The 19753-nt window shown below is 35.0% G+C and carries 15 protein-coding genes and 2 pseudogenes; 4 read left to right on the top strand and 13 right to left on the bottom strand.

The window, feature by feature from the left end:
• Positions 1–192: 192 nt before the first annotated feature.
• The 4 genes from AAA071_RS00925 to polA all read right to left on the bottom strand — a co-directional run bounded on the left by AAA071_RS00925 (position 193) and on the right by polA (position 4841).
• Positions 193–888, bottom strand: a complete 696-nt coding sequence (locus AAA071_RS00925; RefSeq protein ID WP_316073396.1) for a hypothetical protein — start codon at positions 886–888, stop codon at positions 193–195.
• The gene (locus AAA071_RS00920; protein WP_004693001.1) at positions 872–1426 is read right to left on the bottom strand and encodes a lytic transglycosylase domain-containing protein; all 555 of its coding nucleotides are present in this window, start codon (positions 1424–1426) and stop codon (positions 872–874) included. Before AAA071_RS00920 ends, AAA071_RS00925 begins: the two co-directional genes overlap by 17 nt.
• Before the next feature lie 161 nt (positions 1427–1587).
• Complete coding sequence (coaE, locus tag AAA071_RS00915; protein WP_316073397.1) at positions 1588–2190, bottom strand: dephospho-CoA kinase; 603 nt, start codon at positions 2188–2190, stop codon at positions 1588–1590.
• 29 nt (positions 2191–2219) lie between these two features.
• On the bottom strand, positions 2220–4841 hold the full coding sequence (polA, locus tag AAA071_RS00910) for a DNA polymerase I (RefSeq protein WP_316581428.1): 2622 nt from the start codon (positions 4839–4841) through the stop codon (positions 2220–2222).
• A 267-nt stretch (positions 4842–5108) separates the two neighbouring features.
• Here polA and rpsT point away from each other — a divergent pair, with 267 nt between their 5' ends.
• Positions 5109–5369 carry a 30S ribosomal protein S20 gene (gene rpsT / locus AAA071_RS00905; RefSeq protein ID WP_004692998.1) on the top strand — a complete coding sequence of 87 codons (261 nt, stop codon included), beginning with the start codon at positions 5109–5111 and terminating at the stop codon, positions 5367–5369.
• A 135-nt stretch (positions 5370–5504) separates the two neighbouring features.
• Entirely contained in the window at positions 5505–5693 is a 189-nt protein-coding gene (locus AAA071_RS00900) for a hypothetical protein (protein ID WP_229055816.1), read from the top strand.
• A 114-nt stretch (positions 5694–5807) separates the two neighbouring features.
• On the opposite strand, the gene ade is transcribed toward AAA071_RS00900, so the two are convergent.
• The 5 genes from ade to AAA071_RS00875 all read right to left on the bottom strand — a co-directional run bounded on the left by ade (position 5808) and on the right by AAA071_RS00875 (position 12533).
• Entirely contained in the window at positions 5808–7481 is a 1674-nt protein-coding gene (ade, locus tag AAA071_RS00895) for an adenine deaminase (protein ID WP_329843898.1), read from the bottom strand.
• 13 nt (positions 7482–7494) lie between these two features.
• Positions 7495–8808, bottom strand: coding sequence for an NCS2 family permease (locus AAA071_RS00890; protein WP_349234002.1), 1314 nt, complete (start codon positions 8806–8808; stop codon positions 7495–7497).
• 254 nt (positions 8809–9062) lie between these two features.
• A complete protein-coding gene (locus AAA071_RS00885) occupies positions 9063–10235 on the bottom strand; it encodes a phosphopentomutase (protein ID WP_316581432.1) in 1173 nt (390 codons plus the stop codon).
• Positions 10236–10365: 130 nt separating this feature from the next.
• A complete protein-coding gene (locus tag AAA071_RS00880; RefSeq protein ID WP_024061770.1) occupies positions 10366–10899 on the bottom strand; it encodes an NUDIX hydrolase in 534 nt (177 codons plus the stop codon).
• A gap of 8 nt (positions 10900–10907) precedes the next feature.
• On the bottom strand, positions 10908–12533 hold the full coding sequence (locus AAA071_RS00875) for a class I SAM-dependent methyltransferase (protein ID WP_316581433.1): 1626 nt from the start codon (positions 12531–12533) through the stop codon (positions 10908–10910).
• Between the two features lie 215 nt (positions 12534–12748).
• Here AAA071_RS00875 and AAA071_RS00870 point away from each other — a divergent pair, with 215 nt between their 5' ends.
• Positions 12749–13828 carry an IS30 family transposase gene (locus AAA071_RS00870; protein WP_024062541.1) on the top strand — a complete coding sequence of 360 codons (1080 nt, stop codon included), beginning with the start codon at positions 12749–12751 and terminating at the stop codon, positions 13826–13828.
• Positions 13829–13837: 9 nt separating this feature from the next.
• Here the strand turns inward: AAA071_RS00870 and AAA071_RS00865 are convergent.
• The 4 genes and pseudogenes from AAA071_RS00865 to AAA071_RS00850 form a co-directional block, all read right to left on the bottom strand.
• Positions 13838–13915, bottom strand: a pseudogene (locus AAA071_RS00865) (IS200/IS605 family transposase); the annotation flags it as partial.
• Between the two features lie 217 nt (positions 13916–14132).
• Positions 14133–14666, bottom strand: coding sequence for a hypothetical protein (locus AAA071_RS00860; protein WP_024062542.1), 534 nt, complete (start codon positions 14664–14666; stop codon positions 14133–14135).
• A gap of 10 nt (positions 14667–14676) precedes the next feature.
• Positions 14677–16698 carry a tetratricopeptide repeat protein gene (locus AAA071_RS00855; protein WP_024062543.1) on the bottom strand — a complete coding sequence of 674 codons (2022 nt, stop codon included), beginning with the start codon at positions 16696–16698 and terminating at the stop codon, positions 14677–14679.
• Positions 16699–16741: 43 nt separating this feature from the next.
• Positions 16742–18418, bottom strand: coding sequence for a hypothetical protein (locus AAA071_RS00850; RefSeq protein ID WP_316581434.1), 1677 nt, complete (start codon positions 18416–18418; stop codon positions 16742–16744).
• Between the two features lie 344 nt (positions 18419–18762).
• On the opposite strand from AAA071_RS00850, the pseudogene AAA071_RS09505 reads away from it, so the two are divergent.
• Positions 18763–19678: pseudogene (locus AAA071_RS09505) on the top strand (IS30 family transposase).
• The last annotated feature ends 75 nt before the right edge of the window (positions 19679–19753 follow it).

Raw genomic sequence — 19753 nt, 5'->3', positions numbered from 1 at the left:
TCATAAATGAAAGAGTGGACATAAGCCCACTCTTTTAAAAGATTATATAAAAGTCATATATAGTATATCACATTTGCTATGTATATACAAATTCTACGCTTTTGAATGGGCATTAAAGAAACCAGTCCCACATAAGTCATTCTATAAAAACAAAAAATGACAAAAAATAGCATAGTTAAATCTATCCAAACTTTAATCAATGCGCTCATTCAAGCCTTTTAGTATAGCACCTAAATGCTCACGCAATACCACTGCTAAATCATCTAGATTTTTTGCATCTAAATGATGATCGATTTCTGGATAACTTTTATAACGAAGTTCCGCAAAATATTCATCGCGCAATTCATTATAATACAAGAGTAATCCTGTACATTCATCCATCTTGCGGTATTCGCCGATGATAAAAGACCCATTAATCATGCGAATCGCATGGGCTGGATCAATATCACGTACAAAACCTTCTAACTCCTCAGGCATAACTTGTGAGAAGTCCCATTCAGGAATCCCTCGGCGACGATAAGTAAAAGTAAAATTATTAGCGGGTTCTATTAACATATTGGTTAACCCTTTTACACATCGTTCTTGTAGCCCAGTCCAAAAAGACGCTAAATCGGCTCGCACAAAGGAAATGTCTACAAAGGAAAATAGTGGCATCTCTATATGTACTGTATAGTCCTCTACCTCTTTATCATATAAGGCAGACCAACGCCACCCCAATTCATTTTGATAATGGAAAATAGGTACCTTTAATACGTCTTCACCATCACTAATACGATTAGCTAATATTGTATAGTCACTTTCAGTAGATGTAACTAACGTAAAGCCGTCAACAGTTTGAGGTAACCAAGAATAGTCTAAGGCTTTACAAGCTTCAATAATTGTTTCCATATAACGCCTCATATCTTTCTTGATACTGTAAGACCGCCTTTACATAGCTACGGGTCTCAGGAAACGGAATCGTATCGACCATTCCATTCCAGTTATTTTCACGAAGCCACGATTCCACATGACCACGACCAGCATTGTAAGCAGCTAATGCTAACACCTGATCACCATTAAATTCCTTTAACAAGTGACCTAAATACCATGTACCTAACTCAATATTTATAGTAGGCTCTTTAAGTTGACGATCTGTATAGTTACCATGCCCCACTTGCTGTGCCACCCAACGAGCCGTATCTGGCATGAGTTGCATCAATCCAAGAGCCCCCGTTTCAGACTCCGCTGTGTTTTTATACTTGCTTTCTGCTAAGATAACACTAGCTACCAAAGATGGAGGTACCTGCTCTTTCTCAGCTGCAGCTATAACTTCCTCTTTATAGTTAAAGGGATACGCAATCTGACGCGCCAAATGGTCATCTAAATATGTAAAATAAAACCATCCTAGTACAACACAAGATAGTGCTGTTGCCGTTGCACGTTTCATATATCCCCCTTTCTATATAGAAACTATACATAGTCACCAAGATATAAAATATAACAAAATACTAGGTTAATATTATACGAAGTTTTATGGGCTTATTATACCATTTAATAGTAATTTTTATATACCAATTTTGACACATAAAATGACTATCATTGAGGTTCTTATAAGACTGATTCGATACGCTCATTCCAAATGATATCTAATTGTTCCTTTAAATCCAGAGGTGTACCATTATTGTCAATGATTACATCCGCGTAAGCCCATTTATCCTCAAGACGCATTTGACTATTAATACGAGCCAATGCCTCCTCCTCAGTCAATCCATTGCGGCTCATTAAGCGCTCAATTTGAGTCGACTCATTCACATATACGAGCCACACCTCGTCCATCATGGTATACCATTCTCCCTCGATGAGTAAAGGGATATCATATAGTAAAACTGGTGTATGTAGCTCCTCATAATGAGCTGTAAGTTCCATAATTCGATTTTGAATATGCTCCTTTAAACAACCATTCAATTGTTGGCGCTTTTTTGCATTATGAAAGACAATAGCTCCTAATGCTTCTCGGTTTAATGTCCCATCATCGCGCAATACATCGGTTCCAAATGCATCTACAACTGCTTCTAAACCCTTTGTACCAGGCTCAACAACTTCACGAGCCACAATATCAGCATCGATATATGGTATACCTTTATCCTTAAAATATGTAAGAACTGTACTTTTGCCAGATGCAATGCCACCAGTTAAGCCAATTTTAAACATATATACCTTCTATTAATTATAAATACATATTACTTTACTAATGCCCAGTTTTCTGCATGGTGTACGTCTACAATAAGAGGCACTTGTAACTCTACAACAGACTGCATTGTACTACGTAGTAACTCTTCTATAGCTTCTAATTCAGAGTTCACCACTTCAAGTACTAGTTCGTCATGCACTTGTAATAAGAGTCGAGACGTAAAGTTTTGTTCTTCTAACTTTTGCTCTACTTGGTTCATAGCTAACTTAATGATGTCTGCGGCGGTACCTTGAATTGGCGTATTCATTGCGGTCCGCTCAGCAAAGGAACGACGGTTAAAGTTACGACTATTAATATCAGGTAACTCGCGTTGACGACCAAACATAGTGCGAACTTTGCCGGTTTCATGAGCCTCTTGAACCATTCGATCCATATACTCTTTAACCTTAGGATAACGGCTAAAATAAAGATCAATATAGTTTTTAGCTTCACCCCGTGTAATACCAAGGTCACGAGATAAACCAAAGTCAGAAATACCGTAGATAATACCGAAGTTAATGGCCTTCGCATGGGAGCGTTCTTCGCTAGTTACCTCATCTTGAGATTTACCAAGCACCTCTGCCGCAGTAAAGCGGTGAATATCCTTACCTTCCACAAAGGCTTTAATCAATGCTTCATCGCCAGACAAATGAGCTAAGATGCGCAACTCAATTTGAGAGTAATCGGCACTCACCAATGTATCATATCCAGCACCTGGATAGAATAAAGCGCGAATTTCACGGCCTTTTTCGGTGCGAACCGGAATATTTTGCAAGTTCGGATCAGATGAGCTCAAACGACCTGTAGCCGTAACCATTTGATTAAATGTTGTATGAATACGATGTGTCTTATCATTAATAAGAACTGCCATACCTTCGCAATAGGTAGATACCAATTTAGCAACAGAACGGTATGCCAAGATTTTTTCAACAATCGGACTTTCATGACGAAGCATATCTAGCACTTCTGCATCTGTAGAATAGCCTGTTTTAGTTTTCTTAATGATTGGTAAGTTCATCTTTTCAAACAAGATTACGCCCAATTGTTTAGGTGAATTAATATTAAACGTTTCTCCGGCTAGTTCATAAATCTCTTCTTGTACTTGAGCTAGTTCCTCTTTAAAGCGAGCCGTTGTTTCCGCCAACTTCTCTGTATCGATATAGATACCATTTTTCTCCATCACAACTAAGGTATGAATCAAAGGTAACTCAATTGTCTCATATAAAGACCATAACTCTTCACGGCGCGCAGACTCACAGGCAACTTCATTCATAGCGAGTAATGCTTTCACCATGGACACGCATTCTACGTCTACACTACCGTTAGCAATGCTAGGTACAGAAAAGCGCTCAGTTAGGTATAAATAACCATAATTAGTACGCGTAGGATCTAATAAATACGCAATGAGCGACATATCGTGAACACGAGCAGTTTTATCAGCATTAAATAAAGAAATCTCAGCTGGCACATCTGCACCAAAGGCTTCAATAATCTCCTTGGTTTGAGTTGTAACGATGGCTTTGGCACCTTGTAATACAGCTAAAACAGCTTTAGTATCGTCTGTTTTTACAATAATATCTCCATTAGATAGATAAGCATTCGTTACCGTTCTAAATGGAGTTTTACCATCTAATATAACATGTACTGCTACCGTTTTATCTTTATAAAAATCAGCGGTTAATGATTTAGCATCCGCTAAATCATCTAAAGAAATCTCTTCTTGTTGTGCAAATAAAGAACCTGGATCTCCAAAAGCTACTTCCTCACACCCCATTACTTGTGCAATGCGAGGTGTTAATTTAGTAAAACCTAAAGTTTCAAATAACGGTTGTACTTCAGAGGCATGAAAGTTTTGTACAAAATCTTCTACTTTATAAGATAACTCCATGTCTGTTTTTATTGTAGCCAACTCACGAGACAAGAAGGCTAACTCTTTATTCTCTACAAGGCGCTCTTTTAATTTCTTACCAGAAATATCTTCAATATGATTGTATACAGATTCAAGATTGCCGTATTCGGTAATTAATTTAAGCGCTGTTTTCTCACCTACGCCTGGTACACCTGGAATATTATCGGAAGAGTCACCCATAAGAGCCTTCATTTCGATAACCTTATCAGGACCATAGCCATAAAGTTCTTCCATATTATCTAGAGTAACCTCTAACATATCAGAAATACCTTTTTTAGTTAAGAACACATGGCTATGTTCTGTTACAAGCTGTAAATTATCGCGGTCTCCTGTAATAATTTGAACAGCCATATCAGGGGCTCCAAACTTCTTGCTTAAAGATCCGAGAATATCATCCCCTTCAAAACCTTCTTCTTCGATGACACAAATGCCTAATGCTTTTAATACATCTTGAATTAAACTAAACTGCGGACGTAAATCCTCAGGTGCATCTGGACGATTTCCTTTATACTCGCTATACATTTCTGTTCGGAATGTTTGACGCCCTTTATCAAAAGCTACGGCAATATAGTCAGGATTAATCTCTTCATACAATTTAATGAGCATTGTTAAGAAGCCATATACTGCATTCGTTGGTGTTCCCAAAGCGGATTTCAACGGTGGTAATGCAAAAAATGCACGAAATAATAAACTGCTGCCATCTATAATCATTAATTTTTTCATAAGACACCTCACTTAATTCTATTCTTCATTATAACATAAGGACCCTTTTAACTTTTATAAATAAAAATTAATATATTGTTTCACTATAAAATAAGTAAATAATTTGATTTTAAAAACCACATATATGCTTTCGTTAATAAACAGTAGAAAATGTTTTACAAATCATGTCATTAAAGAAAATATTGGGCTGAAAAGTCCTTGCGTATCAATATTTGGTATGATATAATCATTCAGGTATAAGAAACGATTTTTAAGGAGGTGACTCAATTGCCAAACATTAAATCCAGTATTAGAAGCGTAAAAACGGATGCTGAACGTCGTGCGAAAAATGCCGCTGTAAAATCTCAAATTCGTACAGCAGCTCGTAAAACCGTTGAAGCTGTTCAAGCAGGCGCAGTAGAAGAAGCAAAACAAGCACTTGTTCATGCTACTAGCGTAATTGATAAAGCAGCCTCCAAAGGTGTACTTCATAAAAACACTGCAGCTCGCAAAAAATCTAACCTTGCAGCTAAAGTAAACGCTTTATAATTTTAAAAGCAAGCAAGACAGTCTCTCGGTTATCCGTTGAGACTGTTTTTTTATGCTTTTTTCTATTTACTCATAAAATAATGTTTCGTTTGTTATACAGATATTATGACTAAATTCAAAGGGCCTTATTATAATATGTGGAAACACAGACGAAATCGCATTCTAGAACCGTATCAAAAATTTGGTAAAATTCCATATGAAAACTGTAAAAATGAAGATGACACTAAATTTGCAAACTTCCTTGGTTCATTAGATTATGATGTAGTATGTAAATCTACCATACTTGATATTAAAGATATGATGGAAAGTCAAGGCTTGCTATAGTTAAATAAACTCATTCTGTTTTAAGGATAAAAGCAAAAGGGACTGCAACTAGAATGTGGTAAAACCACATTCTGTTACAGCCCTTTTTTTATTAGCTTTTCATCAAACTTAATACTAAAACTCCATCACACCTGTAGTAGTGATTCTAATTTCTGGAATAACAGTTAATGCAAGGAAACTCAAATTAATAAAAGGATCTAGACCTTTTGGCACACCCATACCATAAGCAATATCTTTCATCTTAGCCACTTTTGCATCTACCTCTTCATGAGGTCGATTTGTGATTAAGCCCATTACTTCAAGAGCTAGTTCCTCTACTACTTTGCCTTCACTTGCAATGACATATCCGCCGCCAATTTCGCAAATACGCTCAATGGCAATCATCATATCTGCATCGTTGTCGCCAACAACAATCAGATTATGTGAATCATGTGCAAAGGACGACGCAATAGCACCATTTTTTAAATTAAAGCCTTTCAAAATACCGACACCATTTCTACCAGATGCTTTATACCGCTCGATACAAGTAATTTTATTGTACTCAGCATTTGGCTTGAACAGTCCATTTTCAACAGGAACCTCTTCAACGGTTTTTTGTGTAACTATTTGACCAGGCACAATATTAATAATTGCTTGTGGACCTTCAATAGAAATATCTAATTTTTCCTTTGTGAAAGTACCTATATTAATCGTATGAAGTAATTCAGATGGTACAACCTTCTCTTCTCTCACAAGAACGCGTTCAATCGGCTTTCCTTTATAAAACACTTCGTGAATATCTACGCATTGCTCATCATTGAGGATTACAAGATTAGCACTATAGCCGGGAGCAATAGCACCTAAATCTTTTAATCCGTAACATGCTGCCGGATGAGTGGAGGCCATTTTATAAGCTTGGATTGGTGTCAGTCCCAATTCAATAGAACGACGAATATTATAGCTAATATGGCCTTCTGAACGAATATCCTCAATATGCTTATCATCTGTACAGAAACCATAACGTTCCGTATTCCCTTGTTCTTCTACAAGCCCTTTCACAATGGAGTCTAGATTATGAGCCGCACTGCCCTCACGAATCCATACATAAATCCCATTTTTAACTTGCTCTTTTGCTTCTTCGTAGGAAATACATTCGTGATTTGTAGTAATGCCTGCCAAACGATAACTTGCTAGTTGCTCTGGTGAAAGTCCAATAATATGTCCATCCATAATTGTATCTTTAAAGTAATCTAACTTTTTCATCATGTAAGGATCACTATTGATAACACTATAACAGTCCATGACTTCACCTAATCCTAAGATACGTGGATTAGCTTGTAGCTTATGTAACATATCGCCATCTAAAATAGCGCCATTATCTTCACCTGGTACAGCAGGCACACAGGATGGAGCCATAACATATACATCACCTTGAGCCGATGCAGTTTCATTGATCATGTACTCAACACCGGAAATCCCCGCTACATTACCGGCTTCATGAGGGTCTACAATAAATCCTAACGTTCCCACTTGAGAGGCCTCAAATACGAGTTCTTTCGGATTCACCAAGGTGGATTCCAGATGGAGATGGCTGTCTATGAATCCGGGCACAATATATTTACCGCTATAATTATATTCTATTTCACCACTATAGGTACCGACACCTATAATCGTGTCATCATGAATCGCAATATCCGCTTTTACCCATTCATCAGTGAATACATTTAAAACAGATGCCCCCTTCAATACGACAGGAGCCTTATCCAACCCCTGTGCCTGTCGAGAAATTTTTGCATTAAATTGTATCATATAAGGATCCTCCTTACATAAAGATTTCTTTCAAAATGAAAATGAGCGCCAAGAAATACATGACACCGGAAACATCTCGATATTTTCCAGTCAAAACCTTAATCAATACATAACTGATGAGACCCCATTCGATACCCACACCTATGGAGTAAGCAAATGGCATCATGATAATGGTCAAAAATGCCGGTAGTCCTTCCGAAATATCACCGAAATCGATGTCCTTAACGGATGCCATCATAAATAGACCTACCACGATGAGTACCGGCGCTGTAGCCGCCACAGGAATAACCATGAGTAACGGTGCCAGGAATAAAGATGCTATAAAGAGTCCCGCAATGGTTAAAGCAGTCAAGCCCGTGCGACCGCCCTCTGCGATACCCGCTGCCGATTCAACAGCTACAATATGAGGAGATGTACCTAGTGCACTACCGATAATAGTGCCTAATGCCGATACTTTCATACAAGAGCTTTGTACACCCAACTGTTTATCTTGAGGCACTTCGGCTTGATTCGTAAGACCAATCAATACGCCCACTACATTAAATAAATTAACAAACAAGAACGTAAAGGCCACAAATACCATATCTACAGATAAAAGTTCACTCATATCATAATGAAACCAAATCGGTGCCAACGATGGTGGAATAGAAAATATCGTCGACGGCAACTTGGTAATCCCACAGAAGAACCCAACAACAGCAGCAATGATAACAGCTAGAAATATTCCTCCTTTTACATTGCGCCCCGTAAAAACGGCGATTAATATGATTCCCAAAATGGATATCAAGCTAGATGGCGCCTGTAAGTCCCCAATACTCACTATAGTAGCAGGATTACTGACGATAAGACCTGCACTACTGAGACCAATAAGGGCGATAAATAATCCGATGCCCGCCGTTACCGCCAGTTTAATCGTATGAGGTATGGCATTGAATAGGTATTCTTTTAATGGTGTAACCGCAATCAGTAAAAAAGCTAAACCTGCAATTAATTGAGCCGTCAGAGCAAAAGCAAAGCTATGTCCCATCTGGACTACGATAGTATAAGCAAAAAAAGCATTGATACCCATACCAGATAAGCCAGCGAATGGCATATTACTATACAAAGCTAGCAATAAAGTCATGATGATGGCACTCACAGCCGTCGCCGTGAACACCGCACCTACATCCATACCGGCGGCACCAAGGATAGCGGGGTTTACAGCTAATACATAAGAAACGCAAAGAAATGTAGTGGCCCCCGCAAATAACTCTCTCAATACGGATGAGCCTCGTTCTGAAATCTTGAATACTTTGTCCCATATACTACCTTGTACTTGTTCTCTCATGATGATTCCTCCTCTCGTACTTACAATCATGGGCGTATTCATTTATATTTATATATTTCCACATAACTACATAAATTTCCTGTATATGTTTGAAATTTTGTATACAAAAATACCGCAACACATGGTAATTACTTCAAATTATCATGTATTGCGGTATTTAAATAATCAATAAAGTATATTATGCCACCCAAATATTCTAGATACATATATATATGGTTCCAATGATACAGAAAGTATTATAGAATCGCATGTATCTATGATTTCATAATATCCAAAAATGATTTTCCAATATGCCATTGTTTCAATCCAAAGTTTTGTAATACTGTTTCACCTATATCTGCAAAACTATGTCTATCACCCAATGCTACGGAATGACTCATACTTGGACTATAAGCTAGCAAAGGCACCATTTCTCTCGTATGATCAGTACCTTTCCAAGTCGGATCATTCCCATGATCTGCAGTGATGAGAAGTAAATCATCATCTTTAAGCAAGTCCAACAAACCGCCTAATTGGTAATCAAAGTCTTCAATAGCACGCTTATACCCTTCTACATTGCGCCGATGGCCGTACAGACTATCAAATTCAACAAGGTTGACCATCATAAATCCCCGTGCAAAGCTTTGGCCCAACAGATAAGGAACTACGTTCATACCATGCGCGTTAGACTTTGTCGGATATGATGCATCCCAGCCAACATGAGCATAAATATCGCCGATTTTGCCAACTGCCACTGTTGGAATGTTTGCATCTTGTAACTCTTGTTGCACCATTTTCTTTTCAGGCATACGACTGTAATCATGACGATTTGAGGTGCGTACAAAATGACCTGGTGTACCAACAAAAGGCCGAGCTATAATACGCCCCACATAATAATCACCGACACATACTTTATCGCGTGTAATTTGACACATGCGATACAAATCTTCTAAGGGAATGATATCCTCATGCGCAGCAATTTGAAAAACCGAATCCGCCGATGTATATACGATTGGCTTACCAGTTCTTATATGTTCTTCTCCGAGGCGTTCAATAATTTCCGTTCCAGAGGCTACCTCATTACCAAGAAATCCATAACCCGTTTCTTTTGTGAAAGCATCCATCAGTTCCTTCGGAAATCCATCATAAAATGTCGGAAATGGCACCGTTACAGGATGCCCCATCATCTCCCAATGACCACTTGTCGTATCTTTGCCAGTACTCGTTTCAGCCATACGACCATAAGCGCCAATAACAGGCTCATCAAACGCTGATATATCAGCAATATTAGCTAAACCTAGAGATTTTAAATTTGGACAGCGAATAGGTCCTGCTACAGCTTCGATATGTCCTAATGTATTCGAACCTTCATCGCCAAATTTAATCGCATCGGCTGCATGCCCTACACCGACACTGTCCATTACTAGTAGAATAATTCGATTATACATATGTACTCCTAAATCTATATGAGATTAGTTACTCATATAATGTAAAAATACTTTGTAACATATTACAGTTAAAATCATCAATATGAATTAATAAAATACATAATATATTGAGAGATAATATTTCTAAAAATTACTTAAGATATGGCATAGCAAGCATGAGGGCCGCCAAAGATTTGCTATCCTTAATAGCCTCATTCTTGATAGCCTCCAATAGTTCTGGCAATGTGTAGTATTCTAACTCCACATATTCATCAGGATCCCAATTGGTTTCCCCCATGGTAAGGTCCTTCGCAAGATATAAATGTAATACTTCATTGCAGAAACCAGGACTCGTAGCAATTGTCCCTAACGAAATCCATTGAGCTGCACGATAGCCGGTTTCCTCAGCAAGCTCCCGTTTAGCACAAACAATCGGTTCTTCATTTGGATCCAATTTTCCTGCTGGTACCTCCAGTAGCGTCTGTTGCAAAGCATATCTAAATTGACGTTCCATAACAATCTTATTATCCTCTGTTACTGCCACAATCGCTGTAGCACCCGGATGATGCACAACCTCACGCCATGCATCCTTTCCGTTCACATCGGCTATATCATAGGTAACTTGAATCAACTTACCGTTAAATTTCATTTCACTGGATTTCTGAATTTCCTTACTAATTGCCATATATACCTCTAATCTTCTATTTTATGTAAAAACCCGAGCATTCTTATACGTTGTAAAATTTCCTCTAAATACACTTTATTAGGAACAATAAAATCAATATTATCCCGCGTATGACGCTGAACTGTAATATTGTCATCCATAATAGCAAGAATCTTTTTTCTTGTTGTAGGCTCCACCATTTGCTTTATTACAAAGAGAAATCCATTATCTATATCTTGTTGTACTTTATTGTACATGTCTCCTATACCAATATAGGAGCTGCCTTCTTTTTCTACTATAGTAGAAATAAAATCTATAAAACGTTGAGGTATATACACCTTATTATCTTCGAAAGCAACTCTTTCATATGGTTCGGCGTACATGTCAAGATTATCTACAATAATCAAATATAGTAAACGAGAATAAACTCTGTCCATTTCGATAGTATAACCAGGCAACTTTCTATGTATATGATCTACTATATCCTGAACAGTAAATATATCCCCTCGATCCATAACCTCTTTAATAGCAATATGGATACTATCCGTCATATTAGAAGGAATACCAGTGTTGACAACGCTGCAATAATATAATTTTGATAATACATCTATACTAACTCGTTCATTACGAACAATCTTTTTACTATGTTTATTTTTCGTTAACAGGGACATTCTAAACTGCGTATCATAAATGTAATCATAATATTGCTCTTTTGCAATATAATCATCATTTGCCAATTGAGCTATATTATCGTGAATATCCTCCGGTAACCAACTTATGAAAGATCGTGAAAGAAATACATCCCCTATATAGGCACAACCTTGGTCATTGGCACGTTTTATAAATTCATGTACATATACAGGATCATTAAAAGGCTCTAAATATTCATGAGCCACATAATAATCGTTAGAGCTCAACACATTTTGGATGTTATCAATTTTATAACTCGCTTTTTGACTTATCCGATTATCTAATCCCATTGTATCCGCTACGAGCTTCAATATATTCTTCGTATATAAAGTCCGTTCCATCAACGGTAGCTCTAACTCTTTTTGTTCTGCATATTGCATGATTTCTCGATACTGCTCTAATCGTTTCCATCCAGGATACGTATTATATGATACATAAGCTACACCATTGTCGGATAAATTCTTATTACAGATCGATAGAATTTTATCTTTTACCACATCCGGAACCCAGGACCAAATACCATGTACAATAATATAGTCAAAGGTGCCGAATGAATCATCAATATCTAGAATATCCTTCTCAAGCAAATGTATATTAGATAGTCCCATCGACGCAATCAGTTCATTTCCCATCTTAACCTGGGAAGAAGATAAATCGATGCCCGTAAAAGACGCTTCAGGATAGTATAAAGCTTGAGAAATAATATTTCCCCCAAAAGAACATCCAAGCTCAAGGACACGCGCCTTTTTTAAAGATACAGGATTTAGTCCAAATAACAAAGCTCGCGCTGCCAATGTGTTTAACGAGGTCGCCCCAAAAGGTTGAGATATATATACTACATCTTCATAACTCTTTTTAAGAACCTTATTCTCATCCAATACGTGCATGGTATTTTGTGTAGTCTCAATGTTATTCCCCATAACTGATGTACCTACATTCTTTTTTTGTTTTGACTCCTGTTTCATAAAGCCTCCCGAATTGTTCTACTAACTATAATAAATATTATATAGTATTATGCAAAAGAATTACAGACATTAAAAACCACGAATCATAAATCCGTGGTTAATGATATTATTAAATTTTGCTTAATTGTAGAATGAAATTGAACAACTAAAAAATCCATAGTGAACCTTGTGTTATGATTTAAGTGACCAAACATAATCTAACCGAGGTAATCACTATGTACTATATTAATCATAACACGACATTACGTACAAACAAACACTTAAACCTAGAAGAACGCTTTTATGTAGAAAAGAGAATCGCCGCTGGCGATTCTGTTACAGCTATTGCCACCGTATTAGGACGCTCTAGAACCACTATTTATACAGAACTAAAACGTGGTTCGGTTATCCAAATTCGACAAGGTAAAGCTCGTCTTGTATATTTAGCAGATTCAGGGCAATTAACATATGAACAACAACGTCTTGGCTCATTTAATACAATGAAGTTAGGCTCCATAGAGTCTTTCATACTCTGGGTTGAAGAAAAAGTATGTAAAGAACATTGGTCCTTTGATGCTGCTGTTGGATATGCTAAACGTCAGTGTATATTTGCACGTAATGAAATGGTTTGTACTAAAACTTTATATAACTATCTTCATCAAGGACTACTTAGGGTAAAAGCTATTAATCTACCTCTAGTAACACGTCGCTCACTAAGAAAGTTCGTTTCGAGTAAGTATAAACGTGAACTAGGAAAATCAATAGAACTTCGTGATGCTACGATTGAAACTCGAGAAGAGTTTGGTCATTGGGAAATAGACACTGTTCGTGGAACAAAAGATAAAACAGATGATGTATTGATTTCTTTAATAGAACGAAAAAGTAGATTATATGTAGCGTTACGTTGTCCGTCAGCACGTGCCAGTGATGTAAAAGAAACACTAGAAACGTGGTTAAGTACGTTTAGAAACAATGTGGAGTTAAGATTGTTATGTAAGACGATAACCGCCGATAATGGTTTAGAATTTGCGGATATATCTGATCTTGAAGATGAGATACTATCTATCTATTTTGCAAGGCCCTATTCAGCTTGGGAGCGAGGCTCTAACGAAAGACATAACGGTTTACTTCGTCGTTTTATTCCGAAAGGAAAACGAATAGAAGGTATCTCAGAACATACACTACGCCGAACTATTCATTGGTGTAATAACTTACCACGTAAGATATTACATTACAAAACACCACAAGAAATCTTTTTAGAAGAAGTTAATAAAGTAGTGGATTTACATACTGTTCAATTTTATATTGCAATTTAGGACTTAATGTCTATATTTAGGTGTAAATACTATGTGGTATTTGCATAACCATTTTGTGTGCTCAAAACTCTGTGTCTTTGTTGCCATATAAAATCACCTTTCTTTTGCATATAATGCGGCTTGAACACCTACATTATACTTAAGCAAGGCGATTTTTTATATAACTTTCGTTACTGCACCCACATAGCGGGTGGTTTTATGGTTCGCGACTACGTCGCAAACTAATCTATAAACAATAATTAATACAAGCTACTCTATCCTTTATAAGTAAATATATTTTCACTAGTGTTCAGAACACTTTTAATCAATATAACTTCTCATACTTTTCTAATTGTAGTGCACAAGGATCTATATTTAATATTACATAATCTAATTTAATAAAAATATCATCTAAAGAATTTATATACTCTTGTTTTATAAATGATAATATAGTATCTGCTTTTTCTCTAGACTTATAACAATCATTATCTTTACTAAAACAATAAATACGCATAAAATAAGCTCTTGATCCATCAAGTTTACACTTAGGACATAAAGATATAAAGACATCAAACTTATTTTCAATTATAGATTTAAATTTATCATGAAACGTATCCGTAAGTAAATTATAACTAACACCATCCAAATTAAGCTCATTATTATTAATAATAATAGTATATACAGGCATGATTAGAGAAATTTTTTTAGTTTGGTTATCATAAAACCCTAAAATTTCACTATCTAATGTTTTTAAATCTTTAACTAAACAACAATTCAAACTATGTTTATATGAATCAATTAATTCCATCTCATTAAACATTGAAATATTTTTACCTTGAAATTCCTTATAACATATCATATTTGACCTTTTAAAGTTGAACAATACAATTCAATAATCTATCTATGCATAACTGAGAATCCGGATTCCCTGCATCTCTAGCCCTTTCATACCAACGTATAGCTTCTTGACAATCTCTAGCAACTCCATTACCAAACTCATAGGAATTTGCAATTAAATATAATAAAGTTGGAATTGATTCATCATTTTTTCTAAGGGCATAAGCTCTCATATATAAAGAAAAGCCTTTTTCTTTATTGCATTCTACTCCATTACCATTCATATAATGGTTACCTAAATTAACCATAGCTACAAGATGATTATTTTTAGCAGCTAAATTATACCAATATGAAGACTTATAATAGTCTTGCGGAACGCCATGCCCCTTCTCATACATCCAACCTAATTCTGCCTGTGCATCAGGATAATTATGCTCTGCCGCCATTCTATAGTAATCGTATGCAACTAAATAATCCCTATCGACTTTATTTCCATCATCAAAAATCTTTCCTAAATTATACATTGAAACTTCATTTCCATTCTTTATAGATTCTTTGTATAACTGAATCACAGTTAATTTATCTGATTCAGAATTAATTTCATTCCATAGAATAATCGCTAAATTACCTTGTGCTTTACTAATAACTTTCTTATCAGAGCATTCATCTATAACTCTTCTATAGTAAGTTTTCGCTTTATCTATATCTTTATCAATTCCATTACCATTGTCAAAAGCTCGCCCCATTAAAAACAAGCAATTATTATTTTCCTTATCTAGACCAAGCCTAATTAGAGATATCGATTTATCATAATTAATATCGCTACCTCTTCCCCAATAATAGCACTCACTTAATTCATAGATTGCATCTATATTTCCCAAATCAACGCTTGTTTGGAAAAATTTATAAGCACTATCATAATCTTTTTCTTCTAACGCTCTCTTTCCCTCCTCGTACAAACGTACTGCTTCTCTTTGTTTCTCTTGATTTATATATACTGTATATTTATCAGCACTGCTATTATCTACTAATAAGAATTGATCTTCTGCTGATTTTAAGTTATACAATAAATCTAGTAGAAAATCATATCGATTAATATTTTGATTTCCATTAATACCTTTAGTATCCACGAAATATATTTTTAATAAATCATTTCTCACAGAAAGGTCATCAACTACTTCAGATACATATTTTTTACATAAATCAATTTGATATTTTTCATCAGATTCTAATAAATTTAATTTTCTTAAAATATCCATCGCCAATAAAGACTCACTAAAATCTTCTTTTATACCTATTGCAGAATCACCTAATAACTTGGCTCTAATAATAGGATTATCATGTATAGAAATTAATGTATCTATATAATTTATCTGATCATTAGGTAATAGGTTTAAAGAACTAATAGTTGTCTTTAATAATAATAAGTCACTAGTTCTCCAAACACCTTTAGTTATTTCGTAAAAATCACGAACAATACAAATCATCTTAGTTAATTCATCTAATTCATTATATGGAGTTCCTTCAAAGGTTTGATACTCTATAGAGGTAGTCCATGTCAATAAATTAACATTTCGTTCTAATGTGTCAAGTCTCGATTCAATTTGTACCAAATGCCCTTTATACATGGTTATAAATTTATTTAAACCATTATAAATGTTTTCGATTTCACTATTTAATTGTTCTACATGAAAGTTCAATTTATTATTTACACTGGCAATCAAATCAAAAGATAATAAATTCTGTTCAGCTAATTTCTGTAGAGTTTGTTGTGCCAAATACTGTGCTTTACTACGATTCTGATTAATGATTGTTTCAAGTTTTCTATTAGATCCGGTAAGTGATCCTACTAAACGTTTAAAGAACCCTTTTTCTGCTAACGTATCACTGGCGGTATCTGCATCTGTTAATAAGGCCATACTATCAAAAACAAGACGATTAATTGTTTGTCGATTATTCTTATGTTGACCAATGATTAAATCTATTTGATTATTAAAGAAATCTTTATCTTCAAATGTAACAACTTCACTATTAATAATATTTAACTCATTCATTTATTTACTCCAGAGATTACTATAATTATCAAATTATTCAATTTTACTTTTCTGTCATACGATTTATTGACTCATTAAAAATTTCTTTACTATCATGTAATTTATTTTGTATCATATTAATATTTCTTGAATGTTTAATTTCATCTTCTTTTATCTTAGATTGAATCATCTCTTCCTGTACTCCGATAGAATTAAACTGTTTAGTAACATACCAAGCTTTTTTTGCAGCAAAATCACTTATATTATGATTTAATAACCTTTTTGCAATATCTTGTGAGTTGATATTAGAAGAACTAGATAGAGTAAAAGTATTATTTTCTAGACCTATAATGACTCTACTTACTCCATCCACAAATTGTGATTGACTAGGTACTCCAACTTTCGTTCTCCATATTATTACAGAGTTTATACATTCAAGTATAAGTTCATCTGCAAATAATTCCCTATTTTTTGCGGCAAACATTTCTAATAACTTACTCTGTATTAAGCATCCTCTTAAAACTTCTAATGATAACTCAATCTCTTCTTCACTCAATAGATAATCAAATGCTAATATTGAAAATTGTTTATTTATAATTCGTACTAGTTCTATAGCGTCATCCTCAATAAATCGGTCTAATATATTTTTTGATACAGCTGTACTCATACCAGCGCCTATTATTCCCCCAACAATAGATGTAATAGCAGCCCCAATTGGACCTAAAGATAACCCCAATGCACCAGCTAATGCTGTAGTACCGGTTGCTCCAACAGTTGTCCCAACAACACCAGAAACTATAGTAGTCACTTCTTTAAATAATTGTTTGCCTGAGATTTTACCGCTAACAAAGTTAAGAATATCCTGACTTGATAAAACTAGTGACGTAACTGCAGAAACAATTAAATTTCCACGTAATAATTTTGATAAATTATTGCTGGCTGCAGCTCCAAAAATAGGTGCACCATTTCTCATAGTTGCTAATAAGTTTGATCTTACAACACTTGGTAAAGCTTTTACCATTTCTATTGAAGGCTCTAATAATATAGTATTTAAATTAGTTTTAGTGAGTTGTGCAGACACTAAAGATATTATAAAAGCACTACCTCCTGCTTGAATACCTATGAATACAGCATTATCGATAGCAGAATTAAGCTCTTCACCATTCCATAAAGCACGTGCAAAAGTTATAGTTGCAGAAATTCCGGCAGCACTTGTTCCAATTACCATACCATTAATTGCATCAAAAGTTAAGGATTCAATTGTACCTGCCTTAGCTAAATTAGTTGCTTGCTCTAATGTTATATTTCCCTTCCGCACTAAATCTTTTGCCTTGCTAGGATTATTACAATTTGGAACTTTACCATCTTCTATTTTCTTAGCCATAATTTTAACAGCTTCTTCATATTGATCACTAGGTACTTCTAATTGCATTGGGTTACCATTTGTATCAAGATATCTATATTGACCATTTTTAAATCCAGCATCAATAGATGCTCGAGCATTTTGACAATACTTTGTTTGAATTAACTTGCCATTAACTAATCTATCAGCCCCATTTTTAGCATTATCATCACCTAAGATTTTTGCCTCATTTCCTAGCATTCGATCCCATAAATCATTTCCTTGTTCTGCAGCATATCCATGACCTTGTTGACTATTAAATCTGTTTAATCGATCATTATGAGTTATTGAATCAAATTGACCTTGATAAAGTGGTTGTTTCTTAATCTTTGAATCCATAAAATTTCCTACGCTTCTACCCATATTTATCAAATATTTTATTATAATTATATCATCTCTTCATTTAATTTTCATTGTTCAATTAAATTTTTCTATCATTTCATAACTATACGTTTTAAATTTTTCATATTTATTATAAAAAAATTTATGTCCAAGTTTATACACATAAAGAGACTACTACAAAATACAATTTTACCGTAAAATAGTTGCCTCCTTTTTAATATGATGAATTGCAAAATATATTGCGGCAAATAAAAAGACTCATATTAGAGCTCTCGTGTAAAATGTAAATAACCACAAATACATGGCACGGAGTTCTCTAATATGAGCGATAACCTCTTACCATAGATAAACGAAGTCAAATAGAAATTTTAAGAAAAGAAAGGTACTCTGTTCGTAAAATTGCTAGTTTAATCTGTATCCACCATTCTACTGTAGCAAGAGAATTAAATCGCGTTGAAGGCGAATACTCTACGATTAAAGCATAGCAGGTGGCAAATAGTAGTCTGCTAATAAAGGAATACCAATAAAGTTAACACCTCAATTAGCGGCTTTAATTGAATCCATCTTACAACAAACTTGTTCTCCATAAGAATTAATTGGTGTTGAATTAGTTGGAATTCTGAGCTTTAAGACGATATATTTCTTGATCCATCGTGGTTTTCTTACTCTAACGGAAACAGTACTTCACCTAAAAGGGAAAAATCCGGTACACAAGAAAAGCGTGGATGATTCAATGTTAAAAGAACCATTAAAGAACGTCCTCAAGAGGTTAAAGACCAGGAGGATTTTGGTCATTGGGAACTAGATACAATAGTTTCTTCCAGAGGTCAAAGTAAAGGCCGTTTAGCTACGTTTGTTAAATGTAAAACTCGATTCTATGTAACAATAAAAATGGATGATAAAACTAAAGATTCTATATTTTTAGCTATTAGTTCTCTATACAACACATTAACCAGTAAATTACTTAAAACCTTTACGGTGGACCGTGGTAAAGAATTTGCGTGCTATGAACAAGTTGAAGCCGAGTTCGGAATACCAATGTATTTTTCTGATGCTTATGCAGCATGGCAACGTGGTTCTAATGAAAATAGTAATGGTTTACTTCGAGAATTTTTTCCTAAGAAAACCGATTTAGCTAAAGTAACACTAGATAAACTAACAGAAGCACTAATGTTGATTAATAATCGACCTAGGAAATGCTTTGGGTTTAAAACACCATTTGACATGTTAAAACATGAGATTAGAAAATTGATTTAATTTTGTCTCATTACTTATTGCAATTCAAGATATAAATTCCTATGTTTTCTTGGTATTTCTTATTTTTAGTGCACT

This window comes from Veillonella parvula (assembly GCF_040097785.1).
Taxonomy (GTDB): domain Bacteria; phylum Bacillota; class Negativicutes; order Veillonellales; family Veillonellaceae; genus Veillonella; species Veillonella parvula_D.
This window is presented reverse-complemented; position numbering and strand designations above follow the sequence as displayed.